Genomic DNA, 16,768 nt, shown 5'->3' with positions numbered 1-16,768 from the left:
AGCCTCTTGCGGCTGGCTTTTGTTCCTATCTATTTACACTTGTTTAAATTCGATCCAGTCAATCTGTAAGCCTGGTTTGATGAAATTCAATTCCAATTCATAGAGGCCAGCTTCTAGCTCGACCTTCACAAGCTTCTGCTTGATCCATTTTCCTTCCGTCCCGTTCGTCTGAATGGTCGTCATTAGCTGATCATTCAGTGTTACATTGCAAGCACTTTGAGCCAATTCAGGCTCCGGTGACATGATGTGAACAATGATCCGATATTGACCAGCCTGATCCACTTTTATTATCGTCGATCCGGCTGCAGCAAGCTTAACCTGTACTTGATCGGATAAGGATTGGACTTGCTCCGCCGTAAGAGAAGGATTCGCCTTGAATGCTTCGACCGTCTCTTCAATGACCTGTTCTCTAGAGAATACAGGTGCTTGCATGATGAACTCACAAATGTTCATAGCAGAGCGCTGAAGCTCACCCCGGGTTAGAGAACCATTTTCCAGGGATTCCATCGTATTATCTTCCCAGCCATTGATCTCCGCTCCATAGTTAGGAACAACCATATACAGATCGTTCTGTGCACGAACCATCCAGTTCGTATATTTCCGATCCGCTGCGCCTCCATGAACCACATCGTTCATAATGGCCCACCAATCCGTCATCACAATTCCTTTGAAACCCCATTCGCCGCGAAGCACTGTCGTATTCATATCATAATGAGAAGCCGCCCAATGCCCATTGATAGGGTTATAGGAGGTCATGATCGAATTCGCGCCGCCTTGTTTGACCGCAATTTCGAAGCCTTTCAGATAAATTTCCCGAAGGGCACGCTCGGAGACGATGGCATCTACCTTACTGCGGTGCTTCTCCTGATTGTTGCAGGCGAAATGCTTCAGTGTAGCGTTAGAGCCGCCTTTCATAATGCCCCGCGTGCATGCTGCGGCAAATACTCCAGAAATGAGCGGATCCTCTGAAAAATACTCAAAGTTACGTCCATTGAGGGGACTGCGTCGGATATTCAAGCCTGGTCCAAGCAAAGTGTCCACGTTGTTGCTTAATAGCTCCTGACCTTCCATCACATAAAGCTCTTCAACCAGGTCCGCATTCCAGGTTGCCGCAAGTAGCGTTCCGATTGCAACCTGAGTCGCCTTCTGCCCACTATCCATACGAATTCCAGACGGTCCGTCTGCTGTACAAGCAACAGGAATTCCGAGTTTGAATAAGCTATCGCTTACTCCCCCGAAAGCGGAAGCCGTCCCCGGTGTAACCAACGGACTGCTCATGCCTTCTCCTCTAACGATCGCAGCCAGATCTTGATCGCTAAGCTGAGCAATGAAGGCTTCCATGCTAACTTTCTGGTCAAAGACATCCCTTAATTTAAGTCCTTGATCACCGGTTTGCGTAAGCGTTGCGGGAAGATTGTTCTCGATCCGCTCCGCTAATGAAATGCTGCGCTTCGGTACCTCTACAAAGATAAGCTCATATGAACCATCTTCCTTCCGATCGCCAGGCTGCATTCTTGTGAAGCTCTCAATTGGCGCCATCGCCTCTTGCAGCTGCTCCACAACTTGAAGAGCTTCCACGACGTAACCGTTTTGTCCTTGAGCATCGATTTCCACCAGATTTTTGACACTGGTTCCTACATACAAACGGTACGTTCCCGCTTCCAGTACGTAAGCAGAAGGATGTCCCGTCACACCCGCGTCGTCATAAGATGACATCGTATGAACAGGGAAGCTCACCGTAAGACGCTGCGACTCACCCGCTTGAAGAACTTTGGTCTTTCCGAATGCCGCGAGAGCTTTAGCAGGCTGCCCTAGCTTTCCTTGCGGTGCCTCGTAATACACCTGCACGACTTCTTTACCTGCATAGGTGGAGCCCGTATTCGTTACGGTTACACCGATCTCAATGTATTGCTCGCCTTCTTTAGTTGTCAGCTTGGCTTCTTCTGGCTCGAGCTTAAATGTGGTATAGGATAACCCGTAACCAAATTCATACTGAACCTTATCCGGGCAGAACGTTTCGAAATAACGATATCCCACATAGATATCTTCCTGATAAAAGTTTTTAAATTCATTGCCGTAATTACGAGTAGAGGGATAATCATCGATGGAATAAGCGACTGTATCCGTTAACTTACCGCTCGGAGTCACTTCTCCAGCAAGCACGTCGGCAATCGCATTGCCACCTTCCATACCGCCTTGCCAGGAATAGATGGCGCACGGAATCGGGTGCACATAGCTATCATCGTTCATCCAGCTCATATCTATAATGTTCGATACATTCAACACGACGATGGTTTGTTCAAAATAAGCCGTGACCTGCTTCAGCATCGCTTTCTCTTCCGCTGTTAATTGGTAGCTTCCCGGAGCATCAGCATTATCCTGATCCTCTCCCGCTGTACGTCCGATCACAATGATCGCCTTGCTCGATTGGCTTCTTGCCCCCGACACCAGTTCAGCGGTTAAAGGCATTTCCTTCTGATGCCATGGCTCTGCTGCCCAGCCGCCTCCACCATTATCAAATGGATTTTGCTCAATCCACTTTTCATAGACAGCTGCTAGCTCTTCATTGACTGTAATATTCTTTTTACTGCGAAGACCGTCCAACAAATTGGTCGTATAAGCAACGTGGACACTTCCACCTGAGCCTGTGCCACTGCGATAATAATTCACTTGAGTTCTACCAAATATAGAGACGTTTTCTCCGTCTCGAAGCGGAAGCACCTGTCTATCGTTTTTCAACAAAACCGCACCTTCTGCGGCTACCGTCCGGCTAAATTCTGCAAAACCTTCTAATGGGACTCCCAGATGTTGTGTACTCAATTTGTTTCCTCCCGTTTGTTGTTTCCATGTCTATCGTTAGCTCTATACTATAGTACATTCTATAAAATCCTTTAAAGAATAAAAGATTTAAGATTAATATACAAGCTTGATTTGCGTTAAGTACGACTAAGCACTTCGAGAACAATAATATTGAGCGAAAAACCGTCAGATCTCCCTAACGGCCCTCGCATATTACCAGCGAATTTGTCTGATCAATTGAATGAACTCAGCTTGGTTATCTGTGCTAATCGGCCATTGATGAATCTCACGCTGAATATGTTCTAAGTTAGCAAAGCCCTTCGCCAATCCGTTCAAGCGGGCTGCCAAGGTGGCATTCATCAGCTCCTCCTCGGACGGATAGAGAGTGCTCAGCTTTCCGATCGCATTCGGGAACCTTTTTACATAATACTTCTGGTGTCTGGGCTCGGCGATATGGAATTCCGTGTAAGGAACGATTTCCGTCTCAAGACTTCCCTTATCTAACTCCATTCGTTTCTTCATGCGATGAATCGTTTCTTCCTGCTCCTCGTTACGGTATAACAACAGGGACTGATATTGACGTCCTTTATATCCATTAATATTAATGGGGTTGTGGTTATTCCAGAACACCGTTAATAATTCACCATATGAAATAAGATCAGCATCAAAGTCGACCTCAACCACCTCGGAATGATCCCCCATTTTACGGTAGGTAGGATGACTAGTGGTGCCCCCCGCATAACCGACCCGAGTTCTAAGCACTCCTGGCAAAGATCCGAACAAGGCTTCCGGACTCCAGAAACAACCCATTCCCAGCGTTGCGGTTTCGATGTGGGTTATCGTTTCGTGATTGTTCATTAGATAGCCCCCTTTCAGTTGCTTCTTATGATTATCATTTTAGAGCATTTTGACTACATAGAAAAATCGCCGATGCACTTGGCACCAGCGATATTCTTGAGCTTGCAAATTGCTTGGACAATATCGTATTACAGGTTAAACGTTGTTATGAAACGATGAATAATGGTTGCGACTTCAGCACGTGATACAGCACTCGTTGGATCAAGCAAGCCATTACCCTTACCAGAAAATAACCCGTTGCTTACGGACCACTTCATCGCATCAACAGCCCACGTTGAGATCTGGTTCGCATCTGAGAAATCGACTAAGGTCTGGCTATCGTTGATATTCAATTTGTTTGCTTTTGCATAATTGAACAATATCTGCGCCAGTTGTTCACGAGTAATCGCTAGATCTGGAGCAAAATGGGTACTATTAATCCCGTGGACAATGTTATTCTCGCTTGCCCAATCTACCGCATCACTGTAATAGGCACTAGCCTTAACATCCTTGAAGTGATTTGACCCTACTCCAGGCTTACCTGCTAACCGGTGCATAACCGTGACTAGCATCCCGCGAGTCATGGTGTTATTCGGGCTAAACGTATTTGTCGCAGTACCCGTGAACAGCCCATGTTCCACAACATATTGGATCGATGAAGCCGCCCAGTGATTCGAAATATCACTAAAAGTAACAGCAGGTTTATTGGGTTCATTTGGTTCAGTTGGCTTCTGAGGTTGCTCCGGAATTATTTCGAAGGTCACAACAACTTGGTCAGAAGATTTCAGACCCGTCAATTGAGTGAGTGCTCCTCGAGATATTCCATTGATCGTAACCTCTTTAACCTGATAACCTTTGTCAGGTGTTATTGTAACATTGCCATTGATATCAGCAGTAACTGTTCCTCCACCACCTGAGACGGACGCATTCGGCTTGCTTGAGCTGTTGCCTGACGATCCGCCTCCACCGGACGAACCGTTAGAAGGGTAGGCTTTCACGATAAAGGTATATGGTTTATCTATGCTTTGATTGCCGCGAGATATCGTTGCAGTCAGCGTGACAGTCATATCCCCTATGCTGGAAGCCGGACGTGTAACAATGGCATTATTGTTGTCGATGCGGATAACATTCACATTACTGCTTTTCCATTCTATCTGGGTACCATGCAACCCTTCAGAAGGAAGGGGAACGTTAGTCATAACCGCACTCGTATCACCAAGTGTTGAGGTTACATTAGCGATGGTATCGGTAATTGCCTGCTCGTTGCTAAGAGCCGCGACATCAACGAAGATCGGGTTGGAATAAAACCACAAGCCTGTATAGTTACGGTCATTAATATTATTGAAGCGTTCCTCGTTCTGCTCCGGAGTTACACTACCACTATAGTCAAATGACTGATCTTTTAAAGGCTCTCCATTAACAGTGAAGCCATCGACATCTGTACCCAGGCTCGTACCGCGCAAACGATAATAACGGCTTGTATCCGCAGGCACCTTATAGGAAACCGTATAATAGCCATCGGCATCCGGTTGTCCCCAATCGTCTTTCGTAAAGCGTTTAATAACCTTCGTCGTTTCATTGGTTATATTACTCGCATATTGACTTTCATCGATCTTGCCAGTCACTTCTCCGGAGATCAGATCGACATGATCGACTTTGATATCATTCGTGACTGAGGTAACATGCGGGCTAATAGGTGCATAGTTGTTGTACTCTGGGCTCTTGAAGCGAATGCTTATCGTCGTCAGATCCCCTTCAGTTACTTGCAGGTTCCCGCCCATTTCCGCCTGATTGCCATTACCGGTTGCCTTAAAGTCAAGCGCATTGATGAGATCACCATAAACAGCATAGGATTTACCTGAACGCATACCCTCTACAATATCTTTGAAGGTATTGCCCTCGACCCAAGTATTGTTTCGCGAGTACTCGCTTGGCCAGTAACCACTTGAATAACTCCGATTGCTACTCACCTTAAAATGAAAGTCGGAATTTGTGAAGTTCCAGAAGCGGCGACCTTCACCAAGCATGGCATCCCACATTCCGCCGACCTTTGCAACCATGACGTCAGCTCCACCGTATATGTCCGCCATTTCCGATCTATTGCCACCGGCTGCCATCTGGTTGCCCGGCAACCCTTCCATACCAAACACAATTTCAGGAGCAATGTCATTCATCTTGCGAAGATCTTCGATAGTGACAACACCTGTACCGCCGTTATGTCTAGACGGATGATTAGGCAATACATAGCTCTCCGGGTAATTCGTTTTCAGCCACTCAATGGCTTCAAAGGTTTTATTCTTGTCAGATTTCAACGTATTTTTATCCGGCCTTGCGCCCCAAAGAGCTGCCTCATTTGAATGAAACATGCCCGGCGTTGTATCGTAGCTGTACAGCCATTCGAATTGATGAATCGCATCGATGGGTACTTCATTACTATTGGAATCAATAATGCCGACTGAACCATGATCCAAGCCCATCATGTCCCATTCGAAACCAGAATAAATGGATTTACCTGTGTATTTACCAGCAGCTTGGAGCGCTGCAAGCTTGTCCTGTTGATCTTTAATCGCTTCCCAACGTGCAGTGCCCTTGTTGTTACCCTCTGGGTCACGCGGCGAATCGCGTAGATGGTCAGAGAGTACGATGAAATCAAAAGGATCGCCGTACGTCAATGAAGTGACTGATTCAGCAGGCTTATTGTCAAGATTCTCTCGAAACGCGGCATCGAGTACATTTTCCAATTTCATATAAGGTTCGGATGCATCACTCGATTGTACAGTGTGTACATGGTACTCACCGGACATCCATCTCCCCGTTGAATTGGCGGAAGGTGTGCTCTCTGCTGCTGACACCGTCGCCGCACTCTGTGCGAGCATTAAGAAAGCGAAAGAGCTACAAAGTAAGGACTTCAGTTTGCTGTTCATGATGTAATAATCCCCTTCGATTGCATGATGATATCGACTTAAGTATAGAGACGAAATGTAAATTTACATGCTGAAGAGTTTACGCGATTTGTAAAATATATCGCTTGGGAGTATAACTTTTGCGTGCTCAGTCCGCATCCGCTACCTTCCGTCCGATCAAACCCCCATTTCCTCCTTCGGATTCAGGATAATCGACTCCCTTCTTTTCCACGCAAAAAAGCCAGCCTCTTGCGGCTGGCATTGATGAAGGTGCAGAGGGGATTTGACCCCTTATCTGAAGATCACGCGCATGAGCTACGGGTATAGAGTGATAGTTTGATCACCTGAGCGTCGCCCGTAATCCCTCCCGTGGAATTGTATTATAATCTCTTTGCGAATGTATTCAACTGTTCCGACATCCGATGAACCTCTTCGATAAAGTCCGAAACCTGCCGAGACGACGTCGCCTGCTGTTCAACGATTGCCGTCATATGTTCAATGGATACACGCATTTCTCTTATGTCCTTTTCGAATGTTTTCAGAGTATGCTGAATCGCGTTCGTAGAAGTAACCGTTTCATTGGATAGTTTCCGTATCTCGTTGGCTACAATACCGAATCCTCTTCCTCGATCCCCTGCATGAGCCGCTTCAATTGCCGCATTAATACCTAATAAATTCGTTTGGTCCGCTACTCTTCTAACCATCGATACAACTTTATCCGTTTCATTTACCTGATCTACCGTCTGTTGGGCCAGTGCAAGAAGCTGCTGGGCAGAATCCGCCAGTATATCCGAACCCTCCGCGACTTGCGAGAGCTGATTGTTGGCTTGGGTTAGTGAAACTGAGATTTGATCGGCAATGGCTATTAATTCACTTTGTTTGCGAAGCTGAATGGCTATGCCACCGATTACATTTCCGTTAGGGTCGTGGAGCGGTGTAGCCGTTCCGGTAAATTCAAAACCGTAAAACGTGGCTGGCACCTCTGACTTTAGTGCTACATTGTTCCGAATCGCCTGCGTTAACGGTTCCTCGTGGTGCAACGGTTGACCGACACGTATTTGTAAATCGATATTTTCTCCAGGCCAATATGCAATAAATTTCTCAGTATCACAAATAGCAATCGATAATTCAGCAGGAACTGCCATCTTTAAGATTGGAATCATTGCAACCACAGTTTCTAAGGATTCAATGCTGTTCATCGTGGATTCTCCTCAATACGTAACTAGGTAAACGATTTTCAATTATAACTTTCTATCAAGCATTCCATTCTACCAGCCTTGGTGAAAGTTGTGAATATGTGTAGGAATGCAAGTCATTCCCGTTGTCTGAAAGACCTCCTCCACACATATGGACATCATTAAAGCAAAAAGAGCACCCGATAAGGTGCTCTTTCTCATGGTATTAGTGGAGGGGAGAGGAGCATCATTAGCGCTTCTGCAATTTTATTTGCCGGCTCTAACATCTTTCATGGTCACTTTTTCAATCTGAATATCCGAGAAATCACTGTACTCCGTCAGTTACAACACTGACTACAACATATGTATTAAAATCCGTATATTCATAACAAAGCTTTGCCAAACAATGATCGCTATCCATGACAAAAAGTGCACCCGCATCATATTTCGATATGAAATCATGCCTTACTTAGGCACGCAATACAAAATCCCCTTGTATATCCGTATTATAAAAAAGGTGCATTGTATTTACCTGTCCATTTTCTGGATTGATAAAATAATCCGTTTTCGCTGGTGCTGAACTCTCATTCGCGCACCCTTTGGTGTAAATATTTTTATATAACCTGCGTTGAATGGATTTCTTAAAACTGCACCCATACTTGTTCAAATACCTCCTTCCGATTGCGAATCGATATTTGCTTAGGAACATGTAGAACTTTCATTGGCAGTTCAAATCGAGGAAAAGCAAAAATCCACAACCTCGTGCGATTGTGGATTTGCATGATGGTGGCGAAGCGTGGATTAGTGAATCCACAATTTCGCCGATGTCTTACTAAGCGTTTGTAAGCTTCAATACCTTCATCAATTGGTACAATAGCAGGGCACTCTCTTGACGTTGTGTGTTCTTATCCGACTGGAATTGGAACGGATTGTTCGTCGGTAGTATCCCATTATTCATGGCAGTTGCGTAATATGGTTTTGCCCACTCTGGCAAATTGACAGGGAACTCATCTGAAGTGTTCTTATTTATAACTGTATCTGCTTTGATATATTTCAGTGCATTCACTAGCATAGCGACCATCTCTTGATGCGTAATTTCTTGATTTGGGCGGAATGTACCGTCCTTATAGCCGTTAATCAATCCGGCGTCGACGGCTGCATTTACGTGTGACGCATACCAAACTCCATTCGTTACATCAGTGAAGCTCTTGGAGGCCTGTAACCTAGGCAAGATCCCTAAAGCTCGGTTGAGCATAGCAGCAAATTCTGCACGAGTTACAACCGATTCCGCCTTGAAGCTTCCGTCAGTATAGCCGTCGATAACCATTCGGTTTGCTAACGCTAAAATGCTGTCTTTATACGGATTACTGTTATCCAAATCATTAAACTCAACAAGATTCTTCACAACGGTGTACACGGAGTTCCCTTTACGCTTCATAGTCACTTGCAGAACCCCATCTTTCCATTCCCAAGTGGTCGGGACCGGAACATACTTCTTTGTTATCGAATCATAGGTTAAACCGGCATAAACGGCATCTGCTTCTTTTGCAACACTGAAGCTAATCACATGATCAATATAGTCCGACAGATTGGAAATAATACGATCCGGGCCGTCACCTATCAACTTAATCTCATATTCTATCGGATCTCCCAACGGAACACTCGCAGGACTATTGAGCTGAGTACTCAACTTAGTCTTATATTCGATTGCCGCTTTGGCAATCGTAATGACAACCTTCTGTTTCGAACTGCCATCTTGGGAAAGCGAAGATAACAAGGTATTTACGGGAAGCTGAAGCTTGCCTGATGTTGATTCCAGGATAAGAACAGCATCCTTCGAGTTATTATTAATACTGATTAAAGTACTTAAATCTATCTCGAATTGACTGCTTTGAGTTGCTGTTTTTTCATCAGCCTTGATCGTGATTACTGGATTTTTCTTAAAGTCAGCGCCGCTAATTACCGTTGAAACAAATGCCGATGTTACTACTGTTGTAGAGGAACGGGTTCCGTCTTTGTTCACTACGATTTTGGTGTCTAAGGTAGTGTTGCCGCCACCGGGTCCGCCACCTCCCCCAAATCCTCCGCCGATGTTGTCATTAGTAACAGGCGGTACAATAACTAAAGTCCCCGTGCTTTCATCTAAATTGGTTGCTTGTCTGGTTAGAAGTAGTTTATCTCCTGGATTACCAAGATTGTTAATAGTGATTGTAGCTGCGTTCTGGTTCGGCGCAACAACAACACTTCCAATTATGGAGGTTTGTCCTTCCTTGTACACTCGAATAATATCCCCAGCAGTAAGGTTACTCACTACGATCTTATCCGCTTGTTTTTCATAATTGTGTACCATAATAGATGATGCCAAGATAGCCGGTGTCCGCTCATCCTTCAATACTTCCATTACATAGAATGGCGATGTAAAATCATCATTACTCATGAAAAGACCGATTCCGATAGCTTCCTCCGGCACGTCTTTCTCTGAAATCGTAACGGAATACATCGCTTGCCCGCCATTCACAACGGCTAATTCGTCTCCAATCACTCCATCTTCATCAACAAAATATAAGTAATAACGGATGCTTGGTATTTCAACCGTTCCAGGTTTCCATGTGACTGTGCCAGCAAATTTGTTCGTATCTGCATATATATTCGATACTGACAAGTCTACAGGTAAATAGTTCGGTGCATCGTATATGGGAACCGAAGTATTTATATCCAAAGTTCGGATGCTGCCATAATCATAGCGGACAACCGGGTACAGCCCAATACTTACTGCACCTTCGGGTAGGGTTGAATGTACTACTTCATATATAAAGAGTGAATCCGTCGATAACTCCGTATTCTTAAATAACCCTAACTCCTTAAGTTTATTGCCATTCTGATCAAGATAGTATCCACTATAATAAATAATCCCATCCTGGTCGATCGGCGGTTCAAAGAATAAATAGCCGTCAATCCTATCCGACATCAAATCCTCATCAATGAAAATGGCATTTGAAGGCAGGCGGGTCTCAATCATAATCGTCTTCATTTCTTCGATGTTACTAAATTTATATAAACGTTTATCCGTTGATATAAAGATGGTTTGATTTGCATCAACATATGCATGTCGGATGGACATAAACAAATCAGAGATTTTTGTAAAACTATCTCTATCGTATACGGCATCTTTACTGAATACATAACTGCCGCGTGCATAAATAACCGTCTCCGGGTAGGTCCCGTATAGGCTGGATATTTGGTTCGCATCGTACCTGCGCTGCCCATAGATTAAATTATTTTCATCGAGAAGGATATTTGAATAGTAACCTCCTTCTACACTAGACCTCTCAAGAAGATTAAAATTTTGACTATTGTATTTAAGGAGATAGGAACTATCTCCTGCATAAAGAACCTCTTGATTCGAGTCCAACATATAACTTGACTGATTATAGATTCCTGTGCTTTTTTCATTATAAACCATATCCGAAACAGAGGTATAGGTAGCTGATGTCACACTGATCCCACCATAAAACACCCCACCATTGTACAAAATCCGATTATTATTATCCGGAAAAACATCAAGCGGATAGTTCTTTGTAGTGATTCTGACAGTAGAAGCATCTGTTGGAATACCATCATTCAAATCCATTACATTGATGTGGTTTTCGCCCTTAAAGATGACGTAAGCTTTGTTATTGAAGATTTTAATCTTACTGGGGTTAGAACCAATAAACATCTTCTTTTCTACGCTCATATCGCCCTTACGAATGATGGCAAGCTCGTTGGTACTTGCCATAATGGCATAGATATATGGAGAATGATCCGTGGTGGTCCAATCCGTAATTGCTTGGTCGCTTGTGATCGAATAAGTATCTGTCGTGAAGAGAGCGCTAGTCCTTTGTGGTATCGTAAGGTCGATTCGTTTGATCTTATCACTCTCAGTAAACCAATTCTCAATGCCTGCAAGATAGGCATTTCCGTTCGAGTCGAGCAAGGCAAACTTCTGGTTAGATGTTATCGCTGCGTTAGAAGAGAAAAGAATCAACGGAGTATATGTAGATTTATCATATACCCCTTGCGTAGTGAGTACATAGGAATCTGTGACATCCACTATTACTGATTCCAGATAGCTGTAGGCGTCCGTTCTTGAGTAAGTACCTGTGGTCTCTATCAGATTCTCTTTATTGAACTGATGTCCACCAAAATACACGGATTGATCATCAATAAAAATATGTTTGAGCGAGTAAGTAGATCCTCCAATCTCCATATTGTCATCAATGTCCTGACTCAGCTTTGCTCCGGTATCGGCGTTAATAGCCACTATTCCACCATACGAGGACAAATTACCAGCGTAAAGTGTATTGGTTGGCTCATCAAACGCTAGAGTTAAATTATAGTAACCACTATCACGAAATAATAAGCTGTTCGTTCGAGTAGTTTTGTTAAATTTGTATATCTTCCCTTCACCGGTCCCGTAGAAGAGATCATTGGATGAGGCAGCTACCGAGGTTGGTATTGCACTTGTAGTAATCGTGTCCGAAACTTGATGAGTTGAGAGGTCAACTGTCTTTATTATGGTCGCTCCAGACAACGCAATGTGCAGGAACTGTCCTTCCTTTGCAAGATAAATAGGATTAGAACCTACATTTATCGTCTTTTCAATTGCAAAATCGCCTAGTCGAATAAAATAGAGATTATTTGCTCCGCTCGAGATCGCGTAGATATAACCCGCATCTTCGTCCAATATCCAGTCTGTCAAATCACTTGGTAGAGAGAGTTCTAGAGGCGCCTTAGGTGCATCTGCACTGGATACTGGCATCATAACGCCCAACGAGTTAAACAAGAGGACCATTAATAGGAGTATAGTAACTTTTTTACGTATTTTCTTCATGCGATGCGCCCCTTCTAATTTAGATTGCTACCCAGGAATAATACCATGCAGAACCATTATTTTCTATAACTGATTTGTGACTCCCAACATCTTGACTTATTATCAAAGTTTACTTTTTCAGGATCTTCACTTCGAGTCCAAGTTTATTTTGCTTTCTATTATCGCAAAACCACAATTCGCCCCCGCCCTTTCTCCTAAACCGAATATGATACAATGTTTGGACAGTATATCGATAGGCTGAGGAGGGACATCGTGGATAACAATCCGAATTGAAACGAAGAGAGATCTTTGCATGTATCCGAGAATGAGCGAGAACACGAGACTTACGAAGCATTCGAGACTTATACGGATGAAGAGTGGGACGATGAGGAAGTACAATCTGAAATTCCTGCCCCAAGGCGCAAGTGGATCCGAAATACCATCGTTTCCCTCCTCGTGGCCGCTCTAATCGGATATATTGGCGTTCTGGCCGCAAATTTACAACACGAAGACGCTACCCTTCTTGTTCAAATCGAAGGAGCTATCTAGCCTGGAAGAAATCCGAAGCTGTAAAGAGTCGGTTGTCTTGGTCAGTACGGACAAAGGCAGAGGGACGGGATTCCACATTTCAGGCGGGTACATTGTGACCAACTATCACGTGATCGAAGATGACGCTTATACCCTAGTTAAATTTCCTGAAAATGATCGGGTGTACGAAGCACAGCTGGCGGGAAGCGATCCAGGTCTGGATATTGCCGTATTGAAGGGGATATCGGGAGTCAAGAGCTGCCATTCATTGAAATCGAACGAGAGAAGCGGCCGTGGGGGTCGGGGGATCACATCTACGTGATCGGTAACCCGCTTTACTTCACACAAATTGCGAATGAAGGAAAAATACTGGGCATGGTGCCGATTCAAGGACGGAAAAAGCTAGTAATGGCACTGGATGCGCCCGTTTTTAACGGTAATAGCGGTTCTCCGGTCATCAACGTTATGGCAAAGCCATCGCCGTTATTTACGCTACGACGGAGATCTCGCATCAAGATCAGATCGTTCAGGCCGGTTTGGCCGTACCGCTCGATGACTTGGACAACCTGTTGCAGAAAGTGCTGCCGCAGGAAGAGGAATAGGCGCTATGAAACAGTAGGATAAATATTTTGAGGAGATAGGTATGATAGGTTGCAAGCATCGTGACTACAAGTCATCTACAATACAATTTCCGCCCAAAGCAAAACCCCGACCGCATAGGTCGGGGTTTTCATGATGGAGGCGAGCCTTGGCTGTACAAAGCCATTATTCATAGCTTAGACTTCGTTCCATAGCCGTTTTACATTGTCTAGAGCAATTCGTGAGCCCTTCCTACAGTCCTCCATGCCTTCGAACTCAATGGAAATATAACCCGAATACCCAGACCTTTTAATAATCCTTATGATTTCTCTTACGTCGATGTCCCCTTGTCCGAATATAGCCCCTCTTAGGAAGTTGCCTCCTCTAGATTGAAACCATCCCTCACCTGGATGTTGATAAGAAGGTCGAACGTAAAAATCCTTCAGATGCACGGTAGAAGCGTACGATATATTTTTCTTTACAGCCACGACGGGATCCTCATCCACACACATAAAGTTGCCGATATCGAGCGTGGTTTGGAAGTTCGGACGATCCACTGCATGGATAATCCGTTGCACTCGATCACTCGCTTGGATGTAAAACCCATGATTCTCCACGCTTGTTATGATGCTGTATTGTGCCGCATAATCGGCGATCACTCGGCAGGCTTGCACCATGATATCCATGTCCGCTTCAAACTGGACGATAGAGCATTCTTGAAGTGCTCTAGAGGCGACATCATGGCGTATGAGCTTAACACCTAAACGGTGAGCGATATCTACATGATGCTTCACTCTAGCAATTTCTGCTTCATAATCATCTTTACTCTCTTGAATAAAATTCGCAGTAATCGCATACCCAGCTATCGGCAAATTGACTTCATTCGCTTTTTGTACGATCGCATCTACTAGAGCATCATTATGCTCCAAGCTATATCCAATAGGCGTTATTTCCACGTGCTCTCCACCATTTTCCGCTATCCATTGGATAACCTCAAGGACAGTCATATCACCCGATTTTATCGCCTCTGCCAAACAATAGGTACTCAACCCTATACTCACCATTAGATACCTCCCTACAGATAAACAGATAAGCCGGTTTGAGCTGATTCATTGGCAGCCAAAGTCACTTCCAACGTATTCATCGCTTCTTCATAGGAGGATAGAATTAAGCTTCTATCGCTAGTAAGAATTGCATTTAGAAAGGCCTCGTCCTGTTCTTTATAGAAAAGAGTATTGCTCTTGTAACTGATCGTTTGATCCTTTTCTACGATGGTCAAGGTAGCAATCCCATCGATCGTGACACGGAAATTATTGCCCATAATCTCCAGGCTGGAACGATAGTCTGGCTGGGGTATATAACTAGCAGCAATGTGACCAATTGCCCCCGATTCAAATACGACATTCACGGACGATACATCAGGAGCGGTCGTTCCCGGAACATCTTTCATAATCGTCAGCCCCATATCTGCCGACACCTTTTTTATTTTCCCAGCTAGATACATCATCATATCTATGTTGTGCGTTACCTGATCTACAAGCTGTCCGCCGGATTTAGATAGATCACGCCACCACAAGGGGCCATACATACTATCAAACCGGTTAGCACGGACCATCGCGATTTGTTTTCCCACCAAATACTGTTTTGCCTTTTCGATGATATCCAGATACCTTAGACAATAGCCAGTACTAACAATCACTCCTGATTGATGGAGCACCTCTGCTTTTTTCTTCACCGTTTCCATATCAATTCCAAGAGGTTTTTCCACAAATAGATGAATACCTCGCTGAGCAGCTTTTTCCTCAATATCCGCACGAGCAAATTGAGGAACACACACAAACAGGGCGTCCAATTGTTCGCACTCCAATAAGATGTCGAAATCGGTATATGCATTCGCACCGTATTGTTCTGCGGCTTTCTCGGCATTCTCCTGTACGATATCGCAAACTGCGGCAATATTGGCTTTGGGAAATTCACTCACAATTCCCAAGTGCTCTCTCGCGATTCCGCCTAGCCCTACAAATCCCACTTGCAGCATGAATACATCAGCCCTTATATCAGATTTACGAATCGTTTTACGAAATGACCACCCTTTGACCGGTAGCGATCGATTCGTCGATCGCAAAACATACTTCCATCGTTTTGTATGCATCAAAAAAATCACAACGAGTGAGCCTATTATGCTTAATTGCCTGGACAAAATCTTCTATTTCGTGAACGAATGGATGATGCGTCACATCCCCATTATCCGGCAAAATCGTTGGAATTGTGGCATAGTCCGTTTGCCCAGGTAGCTTATGACTGAACAACTGGTTGTTCATAATGGCTCCCTTTTCTCCAAGGAGATGAATGTTAAACTTGTACGTGGTTTTACATTCCAACGAAGAGGACACTTTTCCAATACCACCATTTTTTAATTTGAAAATAGCGATTGCATTCGGATCAAACTCGTATTCTGAGTTGGCCCATGTTCCGCAGCTATAGGCTGTCACCTCTTGGATATCGCCGGCAAAATACCGTAAAGCATCCACCGCATGGCATCCCGCTGAAAGAATACTGCTGCCTCCAAGCGCTTTCTTACTGCTCCAACGATACTGCGGGTAATTCGGGCCAATATGATGCCAATAATCTATCTGAGCCATGAATACTCTACCCAACGCATCATCAGCAATTAGCGCCTTCGTCGTGTCGAAAGACGGATTCCATCGCAGTACAAAGCTAACGACTGTACGAACAGGATATTTCTGAATTGCATCGGCCATTCTCCGTAATTCTTCTTTATTCATTGCCATCGGTTTCTCAATGACTAGATGCTTTCCGTGTTGAGCGGCCAATATAGCTTGTTCGGGGCGAACGTCCGGATGTGAGCATAAGACAACGGCATCCACCTCTGAATCCTTAACCATTTCACTAAAGTCAGTGAAAATCCGCGCCTCAATGCCCAATTGTGCCAGCCTAGATCTCGCATGATCGGCATCCTGTGTAACCACAGCATAAATCTCGGAATCGCACTGCGTTTGGATCGCTTTCAAATATTCTCCGGCTACCCAACCCGTTCCAACTACCGCAAATTTAATCAATATACTCCAGCCCCC

11 protein-coding genes are annotated in these 16,768 nt (G+C 44.5%); 3 read left to right on the top strand and 8 right to left on the bottom strand.

The genetic code is table 11. From position 1 onward, the window contains the following. Positions 1–33: 33 nt before the first annotated feature. The 5 genes from M1K58_RS08740 to M1K58_RS08720 form a co-directional block, all read right to left on the bottom strand. Entirely contained in the window at positions 34–2,820 is a 2,787-nt protein-coding gene (locus M1K58_RS08740; RefSeq protein ID WP_256758385.1) for a glycoside hydrolase family 3 C-terminal domain-containing protein, read from the bottom strand. 192 nt (positions 2,821–3,012) lie between these two features. Further along, a complete protein-coding gene (msrA, locus tag M1K58_RS08735) occupies positions 3,013–3,657 on the bottom strand; it encodes a peptide-methionine (S)-S-oxide reductase MsrA (RefSeq protein WP_256758384.1) in 645 nt (214 codons plus the stop codon). Between the two features lie 128 nt (positions 3,658–3,785). Then, positions 3,786–6,560 carry an S-layer homology domain-containing protein gene (locus tag M1K58_RS08730; protein ID WP_256758383.1) on the bottom strand — a complete coding sequence of 925 codons (2,775 nt, stop codon included), beginning with the start codon at positions 6,558–6,560 and terminating at the stop codon, positions 3,786–3,788. 359 nt (positions 6,561–6,919) lie between these two features. After that, the gene (locus M1K58_RS08725; protein WP_256758382.1) at positions 6,920–7,738 is read right to left on the bottom strand and encodes a methyl-accepting chemotaxis protein; all 819 of its coding nucleotides are present in this window, start codon (positions 7,736–7,738) and stop codon (positions 6,920–6,922) included. Between the two features lie 808 nt (positions 7,739–8,546). Then, positions 8,547–12,587 (bottom strand): S-layer homology domain-containing protein, encoded by a 4,041-nt coding sequence (locus tag M1K58_RS08720; protein WP_256758380.1) that lies wholly within the window; start codon positions 12,585–12,587, stop codon positions 8,547–8,549. A gap of 288 nt (positions 12,588–12,875) precedes the next feature. Here M1K58_RS08720 and M1K58_RS08715 point away from each other — a divergent pair, with 288 nt between their 5' ends. From M1K58_RS08715 to M1K58_RS08705, 3 genes are read left to right on the top strand one after another with little or no spacing between them, the layout of a single operon-like run. Next, positions 12,876–13,115: a hypothetical protein gene (locus tag M1K58_RS08715; protein ID WP_256758378.1), complete on the top strand. Its 240-nt coding sequence runs from the start codon at positions 12,876–12,878 to the stop codon at positions 13,113–13,115. Continuing rightward, positions 13,090–13,416 (top strand): trypsin-like peptidase domain-containing protein, encoded by a 327-nt coding sequence (locus M1K58_RS08710; RefSeq protein WP_256758376.1) that lies wholly within the window; start codon positions 13,090–13,092, stop codon positions 13,414–13,416. The genes M1K58_RS08715 and M1K58_RS08710 overlap by 26 nt, the downstream gene beginning before the upstream one ends. Then, positions 13,326–13,718: a trypsin-like peptidase domain-containing protein gene (locus M1K58_RS08705; RefSeq protein ID WP_372339144.1), complete on the top strand. Its 393-nt coding sequence runs from the start codon at positions 13,326–13,328 to the stop codon at positions 13,716–13,718. The genes M1K58_RS08710 and M1K58_RS08705 overlap by 91 nt, the downstream gene beginning before the upstream one ends. Positions 13,719–13,870: 152 nt before the next feature. Here M1K58_RS08705 and M1K58_RS08700 read toward each other — a convergent pair whose 3' ends face one another. Genes M1K58_RS08700 through M1K58_RS08690 form a run of 3 tightly spaced genes read right to left on the bottom strand, consistent with a single transcriptional unit; the run spans position 13,871 to position 16,753 of the window. Then, the gene (locus M1K58_RS08700; RefSeq protein ID WP_256758729.1) at positions 13,871–14,734 is read right to left on the bottom strand and encodes a sugar phosphate isomerase/epimerase family protein; all 864 of its coding nucleotides are present in this window, start codon (positions 14,732–14,734) and stop codon (positions 13,871–13,873) included. 14 nt (positions 14,735–14,748) lie between these two features. Continuing rightward, positions 14,749–15,798, bottom strand: coding sequence for a Gfo/Idh/MocA family protein (locus tag M1K58_RS08695; protein WP_306220293.1), 1,050 nt, complete (start codon positions 15,796–15,798; stop codon positions 14,749–14,751). Beyond that, entirely contained in the window at positions 15,749–16,753 is a 1,005-nt protein-coding gene (locus M1K58_RS08690; protein ID WP_256758374.1) for a Gfo/Idh/MocA family protein, read from the bottom strand. Before M1K58_RS08690 ends, M1K58_RS08695 begins: the two co-directional genes overlap by 50 nt. Positions 16,754–16,768: the final 15 nt, after the last annotated feature.

The sequence above is a fragment of the Cohnella sp. WQ 127256 genome (genome assembly GCF_024519285.1).
GTDB lineage: Bacteria > Bacillota > Bacilli > Paenibacillales > Paenibacillaceae > Cohnella.
This window is presented reverse-complemented; position numbering and strand designations above follow the sequence as displayed.

Bases quoted from the DNA above. Each gene is read 5' to 3' on its own strand.
- msrA (WP_256758384.1), bottom strand. From the start codon at position 3,657: ATGAACAATCACGAAACGATAACCCACATCGAAACCGCAACGCTGGGA.
- M1K58_RS08730 (WP_256758383.1), bottom strand. From the start codon at position 6,560: ATGAACAGCAAACTGAAGTCCTTACTTTGTAGCTCTTTCGCTTTCTTA.
- M1K58_RS08725 (WP_256758382.1), bottom strand. From the start codon at position 7,738: ATGAACAGCATTGAATCCTTAGAAACTGTGGTTGCAATGATTCCAATC.
- M1K58_RS08720 (WP_256758380.1), bottom strand. From the start codon at position 12,587: ATGAAGAAAATACGTAAAAAAGTTACTATACTCCTATTAATGGTCCTC.